Raw genomic sequence first — 3,867 nt, 5'->3', positions numbered from 1 at the left:
CGTTCCTTTTAATATGAGCAGGACATTGTCAAGAGGCAAAATCGGGCCTGGCCCCAACGATATGGGGTCAGGCCCTCTCCCTATATCAACCCGTCCGCGGCGACCTCGGCGTGTCTTACCGACGCTCGTCTTTGCAGTTTAATATCCGCCCGTGGCGATCTCTCGCTGGGCAATCCGTTGCTACGGCTGAGGCTTCTACGTCGAACCGACAGTCTGTGCACGCGTGTGGCGCCCTGGGCGCTCGCAGAAAAGGGACCTGAGGTTCGCCTCAACGGCTTCGGATCGAACCGCTTCCGGGATGACTGGCTTATGTGCGGGGGACCGCCCCCTACGCCTCCTCGGCCATGAGGCCGACCGCCCACACCCAGCAGGCGAGCTCGCGCGCCGTGGCGACGTTCGCCTTGTTGCCGTGGACCCCGCGCGCGAGCAGCGCCTCCCGCCTCTCGACCAGCCTCCGCACGCCCTTGGCGGCATGCCTCCGGGCGGCTGGGTCCGGGGCCTGGCCCTTGGCGAGGTCCTTCGGCCGCCCCGAGCACGTCAGGTAGTGCCACGCGGCCTCGACCAGCTGTTAGCGCTACTGTAAAAACAACCATTTTGACCAACGCTCAACAACCAATCATGCCAACGCAATCCCGCCATTTGCGCCAACGCATTTTCACCATTTCCACCAACGCCGGGGCTTACGCTTCGATCGACGAGCGAACGATGCTTTCGGGAGGAGCGGGCCGTGGCGGAGAAGAACCTGATCGGAGAGTTGGACATGTACAGGGAAGCGGGCATAAAGCCCAACTTCAGCGACATAGCGAAGCGCTACGGCAAGGACAGGCACACCGTGGCGTCGTACTGGAGAGCCGAGGGCGGGCGGCCCCACGACGGGCGCGGCGACAGGGCGGGCTCGTTCGACGCGCACATCGAGGAGGTGGCCGCCAAGGCGCAGCTGCCGGGAGTCACCAAGAAGGGCATCCACGAGTGGCTGCTGCACAGGTATCCCGGCGAGGACCTGGCCGGCTACAACGCCTTCACCCAGTTCATGCGCAAGAACGGCATCGCCGTCGGGGCCTCCGGCGGCCCGGAGCCGCACCCGCGCTTCGAGACGCCGCCCGGACTGCAGCTGCAGTTCGACTGGAAGGAGTCCGTCAAGATGGCGAACCGCGACGGCGAGCTGTTCGAGTTCAACGTGTTCGCGGCGACGCTGGGCCATTCCCGCAGGCACATATTCATCCGGTCGAGGACCAGGACGACCGACGACCTGGTCAGGTGCATGTACGCCACGATCGCGAGGCTCGGCGGCGTGCCGCGCGAGTGGGTCACGGACAACATGTCCGCCCTGGTGACGGTCAAGGGCGGCAGGCGCCACAAGGTCCAGCGCGCGTACGAGTTCGCCAAGGCCGCCGGCTTCGAGCTGAAGCTGTGCCGCCCGCGCAGCCCCCAGACGAAGGGCAAGGTCGAGTCGTCGAACCGCTTCCTGTCGCGGCTCATGGCCTACCAGGGCGACTTCGACGGCTGGGACGACATCGACGAGATCGTCGCGCGGATCGAGGACGCCAGCAACTCCGAGCCCAACGAGACCACGGGGCTGCCGCCCTCCGCGCTGTTCATGGAGGAGAAGGACGCGCTGCTGCCCGTCGGCAACCTGCGCGCCCTCGAGGAGGCGATGGGCGACGTGGTGCGCGTGGCCAGGGTGCCGGCCACGATGCTGGTGAGCGCGCACGGCGAGCCCATGTCGGTGCCCAGGCGCTGCATCGGCAGGCCCGCCCGCATCGTCTGCATGCCCGGCGGCGCGATGGACTGCTACGTCGGCGGCGAGCTGGTGGCCACGCACGTGGCGGGCGGGCCGGCCTACGACCCGGCGCACTACGCCGAGGCCATGGCCGGCAAGCGGTGGTTCGGCGACGCCGCCGGCGACATCGAGGCGGCCGCCGCGGCCAACCTCGGCCTGCTCGACTCGATGGGGGGCTCGCTGTGAGCGCCGCCGTGCAGGCCAGCCCCCTCAACCGCCTGGCGGCCAACCTCGAGGAGCTGGGGCTCGAGGGCATGGCGTCGTCGGTGCCCGAGTACGTCAGGCTCGTCGCCGACGGGAGGAAGGGCCTGGTCGACGCCATGCTCGAGCTCACCGACGCCCAGATAGCCCTCAAGCGGCGCGCCGACGACGAGCGCCGCACGAGGATGGCCAACTTCCCCTACATAAAGACGCTGGCCGACTTCGACTGGGGCTTCCAGCCGAGCGTGCCGCGCGGGCTGGTCGAGCAGCTGGCCACGCTCGAGTTCATCGACCGCGGCGACAACGTCGTGCTCGTCGGCAGCCCGGGCGTCGGCAAGACCCACCTGTCGATAGCCATAGGCCACGAGGCGGTGATGGCCCGCAAGCAGGTGTACTTCGCCGACTGCTCGAGGCTGGTCGAGGACCTCAAGCACGCCTCGGCGAAGGAGGCGCTGGCGCGCAGGATGCGGTTCTACGAGCACTGCAGCCTGCTGATAATAGACGAGCTCGGCTACCTCGATATCGGCAAGGAGGGCGCCGACCTGCTGTTCCAGCTGGTCAACAGGCGCTACGCGCTAAAGCGGTCGACCATCGTCACGACCAACGTGCCGGTGGGCAGGTGGGGCGACGTGTTCGGCAGCAACGTCACGGCCTCGGCGGTGGCCGACAGGCTTTGCCACCATTGCGCGATGATCAAGATAACGGGACGGTCGTACCGCCTGAAGGACGTATCCATCGGCGGTGAGGACGGGAAGGAGGAGGGAGCCTAGACGCCGAAAGCGGCGCATCCGCGTTGGCGAATCCGGCGCATCCGCGTTGGCGCGATTGGCGAAAATACGTTGGTGAAAATGGTGAAAAATATATTGACGCTAACACCAGCGTCTTCCTCAGGTGCTTGTTGCCGGCCTTGGTGATCGCGCCCCTGCGGTCGCTCTCCCCGCTGGAGTGCTCGGAGGGCGTCAGGCCGACCCACGCGGCGAACGAGCGGGCGTTCCTGAACCTGGAGAACTCGCCGGCCTCGAACACGAGGTCGGCGGCGGAAGCGGTGTCTACGCCCTTGAGGCAGCGCAGGGAGTCGACCCTCTTCCGCCACCTGGGCTTGCGGGCCTCGGCCTCGACGAGCCCCTCGAGCCTCGCCTTCTCCTCCGCCGCCCGCCTGACCGCGTCGACGTAGTAGGCGAGCGCGTCGTTGTCGGCCCCCTCCGCGAACCTAATCGACTCGATCCAGGACCAGTGCGCCCGGGTCCAGTTGCCCTTCCTGCGGCCGGTGGGCGTCCTCTCGTCGAAGACGAGCCCGTGCCTTAGCAGGAACTTGGAGAGCCGCTGCTTCGAGCGCGAGAGGTCGTCCCTCGCGTCCTCGAGCGCCCTGGTCAGGTCGCGGGCGGCCTCGCACTCGTCGTCGGGGACCCACACCTCGACCACGTTGCCGACCGACAGCATGCGGGCGAGGAACTCGGCGTCGTTGCGGTCGTTCTTCCTGCGCCTGTCCGCGCTGGGCTTGATCATCTTCGAGACGGCGCCGACCACGCAGTCGACACCCAGGCCGGAGAGCCTCTTCTGCAGGTCGAAGCCCGTGACCCCGGACTCGTACACGCACCTGGCCCCGGGGCCCACGGAGCGGATCCACTCCGCGACGGCGCCGGCGTCGTAGCCGAAGGTCGCGGCGCGCACCTCCCCGGTCATGACGTCGAGGGAGACGGCCTTTATCGAGCGGGCGTGGACGTCGAGGCCGACGAAGGTGGTAGTATCGAGCATGGGAGCCCCTTCCATGAATGCGGCGTGGCCGCCGCGGCTGAATTAGACACTCACCATTGTCGGCCTAATCCGCGGTCTTTCATGCAGCAGGGGCTCTCAATGTTTTTATGTCCTGCTCATATCGTCTCTGC

3 protein-coding genes are annotated in these 3,867 nt (G+C 67.3%); 2 read left to right on the top strand and 1 reads right to left on the bottom strand.

The genetic code is table 11. The features are described 5' to 3' along the window. Positions 1 to 727 precede the first annotated feature (727 nt). Both istA and istB read left to right on the top strand, forming a co-directional pair. Positions 728 to 1,966, top strand: coding sequence for an IS21 family transposase (istA, locus tag DXD77_RS10035; RefSeq protein ID WP_117648568.1), 1,239 nt, complete (start codon positions 728 to 730; stop codon positions 1,964 to 1,966). Beyond that, on the top strand, positions 1,963 to 2,751 hold the full coding sequence (gene istB / locus DXD77_RS10030) for an IS21-like element helper ATPase IstB (RefSeq protein ID WP_117648567.1): 789 nt from the start codon (positions 1,963 to 1,965) through the stop codon (positions 2,749 to 2,751). Before istA ends, istB begins: the two co-directional genes overlap by 4 nt. Here the strand turns inward: istB and DXD77_RS10025 are convergent. Beyond that, positions 2,675 to 3,736 (bottom strand): IS110 family transposase, encoded by a 1,062-nt coding sequence (locus DXD77_RS10025; protein WP_233506798.1) that lies wholly within the window; start codon positions 3,734 to 3,736, stop codon positions 2,675 to 2,677. The two genes, istB and DXD77_RS10025, sit on opposite strands and share 77 nt — an antisense overlap. Between the last annotated feature and the right edge of the window lie 131 nt (positions 3,737 to 3,867).

Origin of the sequence: Collinsella sp. TM09-10AT (assembly GCF_003436275.1) — a bacterium.
In the GTDB taxonomy this organism is placed as follows: Bacteria; Actinomycetota; Coriobacteriia; order Coriobacteriales; family Coriobacteriaceae; genus Collinsella.
This window is presented reverse-complemented; position numbering and strand designations above follow the sequence as displayed.